The following is a 5298-nucleotide window of genomic DNA, read 5'->3' as shown; positions in this document are numbered from 1 at the left end:
TTTGTGGGAGCGGGCTTGCCCGCGAAGGCGTCAGGTCTGGCACTGCAAATTCAAGTAGCTACACTCCTTTAACAGCTCACTGCGACACCAAACCGCACGACGCTTTTTTACTTATCGGCCCTGATCAGGCTAAATGGGCCGCGCCTGATCGCCCACCCAACGGACCTGTCCCATGAACCGACGCCGGTTAGCATTTGCCTGGATCGCCTGCCTTGCAGTGCTGTTCAACATGCTCGCCATGCCGCTGAGCGGGGCGATGGCGCAGGCGGCCAGTTCACCGGCCGAGCAGATACTCTGGAGCAGTTTCTGCACCGGCAGCGGCATGAAGATGGTGGCGATCGACATCGGTGCCACGGATCAGAAGGCCCCGCAGAACGACAGCCATTCGAACATGCAGCACTGCTGGTGTTGCTCAGGTGGGGCGCCATTGCTGGCGCTGCCGGGGCATTCGCCGCAGCTGTATTTCGCGCAATTTGAAAGCAACCGCAGCGTTGCGCCCGTCTCCCTGCAAGCCCCGACGCCGCGCCAGCAATGGCCGAGTCTCAATCCCCGTGCTTCCCCTCTGGTCTGATTTGTTCGCGCCACAAATCCGCGTTTCAAATCGTTCTGGAGAACTGCCATGTTGAAGAAACTCTTCGTCCTCGCTGCGCTGTTGTTGCCGGCGTGCTTCGCTCATGCCCATGAATACAAGGCAGGTGCGCTGGAAATCGCCCACCCGTGGTCGCAGGAACTGCCGCCGAATGCGCCGACCGTCGCCGCCTACTTCATCATCCACAACACCGGCAAAAGCGCCGATCGCCTGCTCAGCGTCGACTCGCCCATCGCTGCACAAGCGCAGTTGCACGAGCACGTGATGCAGGGCGATCTGATGAAGATGCAGCAAGTACCGAGCGTGGAAATCCCCGCCGGCGGCACCGTGACCTTCGCGCCGATGGCTTACCACGTGATGCTGCTCAACCCGAGCGATCGCAGTCTGCTCAGCGACGGCAAGCGTTTCCCGATGACCCTGCATTTCGAAAAGGCCGGTGACGTCAGCGTTGAAGTTGCCGTGCAGAAGAAAGCGCCGGAATCCGCTCAGGGCCACGTGCACGCTCAGTAACCGACCCGGCTGACTTCGCCCATGCGCTCGTTGCGCGCCAGGCCCGTCCCGCATCACCGTCAGACTCAAGCGCTGACGCGTGGCAGCTGGATCGCCCTGTTCGCCATGCTGATGATCTTCATCGGTCCACTGATTTCTCAGTCGATGCCGATGGATCACCACGCCTCGACGTCGATGCCAATGAGCATGGACATGTCGATGGACATGCCCGGCATGGATCACAGCGGCCATGCAGCCCAGCCTGCGGCCGATCATTGCCCGCCGCAATCTTCGCATCACGTGCTGTGGGAAAAATGCGGCTATTGCAGCCTGCTGTTTAACTGCCCGGCACTGACCGGCGGCGGCGATTTCGTCGCTTGCAACATCCCGCCACCGAACACCTTTACCCCATCCTCCCCGCGTCTGGGCCATGCCCGCCAACCCTTCTTCCCCGGCGCCCGCACCCGCGCCCCGCCCATCGCCACGTAAACACGCACCTCTGATTGCACACGGTTGAGAAGACAGCTCCAGGCTGCCGGCCGTGGTGTTTACGACTGTTCGATGGAAATTGTCATGTCCAGGTTTACTGCTGTCCCCTGCGCGGAATCTGCCCGCGCGCACTTTGCCCTGAATGAATCGCGGATTCGTTGCAGGCACGCGATTGCCGTCCTTTGCGGCGTACTGCTGACACCGCTGGCGTTGGCTGATGATCACGCGAGCCACGAAAGTGAATTGAGCCCGACGGTGATCACTGCCATCGCCCCGAGCTCGCCACTGACGATCGTCACCAACCCCAAGGATCCGCGCCAACCGGTGCCGGCCAGTGACGGTGGCGATTACCTGAAGACCATTCCCGGCTTCGCTCTGGTGCGCAATGGCGGCACCAACGGCGATCCGGTGCTGCGCGGGATGTTTGGTTCGCGCCTGAATATCCTCACCAACGGCAGCATGATGCTCGGCGCATGCCCTGGCCGGATGGACGCGCCGACTTCGTATATTTCACCGGAAACCTACGACAAACTCACGGTGATCAAAGGCCCGCAAACCGTCCTGTGGGGTCCGGGCGCATCGGCCGGTACGGTGCTGTTCGACCGTGAGCCGGAGAACTTCGGCGAACTCGGCACTCGCGTCAACGCCAGCATCCTGGCTGGCTCGCATGGGCGTTTCGACAAGGTTGTCGACGCGGCTGCCGGCGGTCCGTTGGGCTACGTGCGCGTCATCGGCAACACTGCGCATTCCGACGATTACCGCGATGGCAACAACGACATCGTCGCCTCGCGTTACGACAAGTGGAACGGCGATGTCGCACTGGGCTGGACGCCGGATGCCGACACCTTGATCGAACTCACCGCCGGCAAGGGCGACGGCGAGGCGCGGTATGCCGGGCGCGGCATGGACGGTTCGCAATTCCTGCGCGAAAGCCTCGGCCTGCGTTTCGAGAAATCCAACATCAGCGAGGTGCTGGAAAAACTTGAGGCACAGGTCTACTACAACTACGCCGACCATGTGATGGATAATTACACCCTGCGCACCCCGTCCGGCACCGGGATGATGGCAGGGCCCATGGCGTCCAACGTCGACCGCCGTACCCTCGGTGCACGGATCAAAGCAACCTGGCGCTGGGCTGATGTTCAGCTGATCACCGGCCTCGACGCACAGACCAACGAGCACCGCCAGCGCAGCTCAATGGGCATCGATACCTACAAGGACCTGCCGTACAGCAAGGACGCCGATTTCCATAACTACGGCGTGTTCAGCGAAATGACCTGGTACGCCGCCGAGCGTGATCGCTTGATCACTGGCGCCCGTGTCGACCGTGCTTCGGCCAAGGATTACCGGCAGACCACCGGGTCGGGGATGATGTCCCGCCCCAACCCGACCGCCGACGACACCCGCGCCGACACCCTGCCCAGCGGCTTCATCCGTTACGAGCATGACCTCGCCGACAGCCCGACCACGCTCTACGCCGGCCTCGGTCACGCGCAACGCTTTCCGGATTACTGGGAGTTGTTTTCACCCAAGTCCGGCCCGGCAGGATCGGTCAATGCGTTCGACTCGATCAAACCGGAAAAGACCACGCAGTTCGACTTCGGCGTGAACTACAGGAGCGCCGACCTCGAAGCCTGGGCCTCGGGTTACATCGGTGTGGTACGCGATTACATCCTGTTCGACTACACGCCGGGAATGATGGGCATGAGCACCTCGCGCGCCGAAAACATCGACGCGCGGATCATGGGTGGCGAACTCGGTGCTGCCTACAACCTCACCGACAACTGGAAAGCCGATGCGACCCTGGCCTATGCCTGGGGCAAGAACAGCAGCGACGGCTCGGCCCTGCCGCAGATGCCGCCGCTGGATGCGCGCTTCGGCCTGACCTACAGCGAGGCCAAGTGGAGCGCCGGCGCACTCTGGCGAGTGGTCGCCGCGCAGCACCGCATCGACGCGAACAAGGGCAACGTGGTCGGCAAGGATTACGCCCAGAGCTCGGGCTTCGGCGTGTTCTCGCTCAACGGCGCGTACCGCATCAACCAGCACTGGAAGGTCAGCAGCGGCGTCGACAACCTGTTCGGCAAAGCCTACGCCGAGCACCTGAACCTGGCTGGCAACGCCGGGTTCGGTTACCCGGCCAATGACCCACAGGCAATTAATGAACCAGGGCGCACGCTCTGGACCAAAGTGGATATGAGTTTCTGACACCAACACCTACCCATGTGGGAGCGAGCCTGCTCGCGAAGAGGCCGGCGCATTCAACAGTGATGTCGTCTGGCATGACGCCTTCGCGAGCAGGCTCGCTCCCACAGGTAAACAGACAACGAAAAGAACCAAGCCAAGCGGAGCACTCGTGATGCAAAAGCCTCAACCCAATTTCTACAACCTGGCCTGGCGCTGGCATTTCTATGCCGGGCTGTTCGTCGCGCCGTTCATGGTGATGTTGGCCCTGACCGGGATCATTTATCTGTTCAAACCGCAGCTCGATTTGCTGATGTACAGCAGCCTGCTCGAAGTACCGGTCGGGCACCACACGGTGCCGGCCGATGACCTGCTGCAACGGGTGAAAGCTGCCTATCCGCAAGGCCAGGTCACTCAGTACCTGCCGCCGGTGAATGCCGAACGCAGCGCGCAATTCGTGGTGAAAAACGCTGGTCACGAACTCAACGTATTCGTCGATCCGTACCACGGTGACATCCTCGGCGAGCAGGATGCCAAGCAGAATCTGCAAGCCATCGCCCGTGCGATCCACGGCGAATTGATGATCGGCACGGTCGGCGATCGGCTGATCGAAATGGCCGCTGGCTGGGGCGTGGTGCTGGTGGTCTCGGGGCTGTTCCTGTGGTGGCCGCGCGGTCAGGCGGCGGGCATTCTATGGCCGCGTTTGAACAGCCGCGGTCGAGTGTTGTGGCGCGATCTGCATGCCGTCACCGGTTTCTGGGGCGCGACATTGCTGTTGGTGATGTTGCTCAGCGGCATGACCTGGACCGGTTTCTGGGGCAAGCAATACGCGCAGGTGTGGAACGTGTTTCCAGCCGCAATGTGGGACAACGTGCCGACCTCCGACATCGAGGCACGCAGCCTCAACAGCGCGACCCGCCAGACCGTGCCGTGGGCGATGGAAAACACACCGATGCCGATGTCCGGCGACCACGCCGAACACATGAATCACGGCAATGCCCATGCCGGCCCCGCTGCACCCGAAGTCAGCCTGCAGGATGTGCAGAACATCGCCAGTGAGCGCAAGGTGGAGCCCGGCTACAGCATCACCCTGCCGACTACCGCCACCGGCGTGTTCACCATTGCCGTATTCGCCGATGACCCGCGCAACGACGCCACCCTGCATATCGATCAGTACACCGGCAAGGTTCTCGCCGATGTGCGTTTCGAGCACTACGGCACCGTTGCTCGCGCCACGGAAATCGGCGTGATGCTCCACGAAGGCAAGATGTTCGGCACCTTCAACCAGATCGTCGTGCTGCTGATCTGCCTGATGATTCTGCTCAGCGCCGTAAGCGGCGTGGTGATCTGGTGGAAGCGTCGGCCTGAAGGCAAGTTCGGTGTGCCGCCGTTGCGCCATGATTTGCCGACATGGAAAACCGGCGTGGCGATCATGCTGGTGCTGGCGGTGGTGTTTCCGCTGGTGGGGGCTTCGCTGCTGTTCGTGTGGTTGCTTGACCGGTTCGTCTTGCCACGAGTCGCCCGGCGCACCGTCGATCTACCGCGCTGAT

The 5298-nt window shown here is 62.0% G+C and carries 5 protein-coding genes; all 5 read left to right on the top strand.

The window, feature by feature from the left end; genetic code table 11:
• The first annotated feature begins 172 nt into the window (after positions 1 to 172).
• The 5 genes from V8J63_RS27535 to V8J63_RS27515 all read left to right on the top strand — a co-directional run bounded on the left by V8J63_RS27535 (position 173) and on the right by V8J63_RS27515 (position 5297).
• Positions 173 to 571 carry a DUF2946 domain-containing protein gene (locus V8J63_RS27535; protein ID WP_073471760.1) on the top strand — a complete coding sequence of 133 codons (399 nt, stop codon included), beginning with the start codon at positions 173 to 175 and terminating at the stop codon, positions 569 to 571.
• Between the two features lie 48 nt (positions 572 to 619).
• Positions 620 to 1099 carry a copper chaperone PCu(A)C gene (locus V8J63_RS27530; RefSeq protein ID WP_073471757.1) on the top strand — a complete coding sequence of 160 codons (480 nt, stop codon included), beginning with the start codon at positions 620 to 622 and terminating at the stop codon, positions 1097 to 1099.
• A 21-nt stretch (positions 1100 to 1120) separates the two neighbouring features.
• Positions 1121 to 1567, top strand: a complete 447-nt coding sequence (locus V8J63_RS27525; RefSeq protein WP_336464960.1) for a DUF2946 domain-containing protein — start codon at positions 1121 to 1123, stop codon at positions 1565 to 1567.
• A gap of 84 nt (positions 1568 to 1651) precedes the next feature.
• Positions 1652 to 3772, top strand: coding sequence for a TonB-dependent copper receptor (locus tag V8J63_RS27520; RefSeq protein WP_336464959.1), 2121 nt, complete (start codon positions 1652 to 1654; stop codon positions 3770 to 3772).
• Positions 3773 to 3923: 151 nt separating this feature from the next.
• Positions 3924 to 5297: a PepSY-associated TM helix domain-containing protein gene (locus tag V8J63_RS27515; RefSeq protein WP_125926248.1), complete on the top strand. Its 1374-nt coding sequence runs from the start codon at positions 3924 to 3926 to the stop codon at positions 5295 to 5297.
• Position 5298 lies beyond the last annotated feature (1 nt).

It is taken from the genome of Pseudomonas sp. CCNWLW23, assembly GCF_037095675.1.
GTDB lineage: Bacteria > Pseudomonadota > Gammaproteobacteria > Pseudomonadales > Pseudomonadaceae > Aquipseudomonas > Aquipseudomonas atacamensis.
Note: the sequence above shows the minus strand (reverse complement) of the source record. Positions and strands in the feature narration are given on the sequence as shown.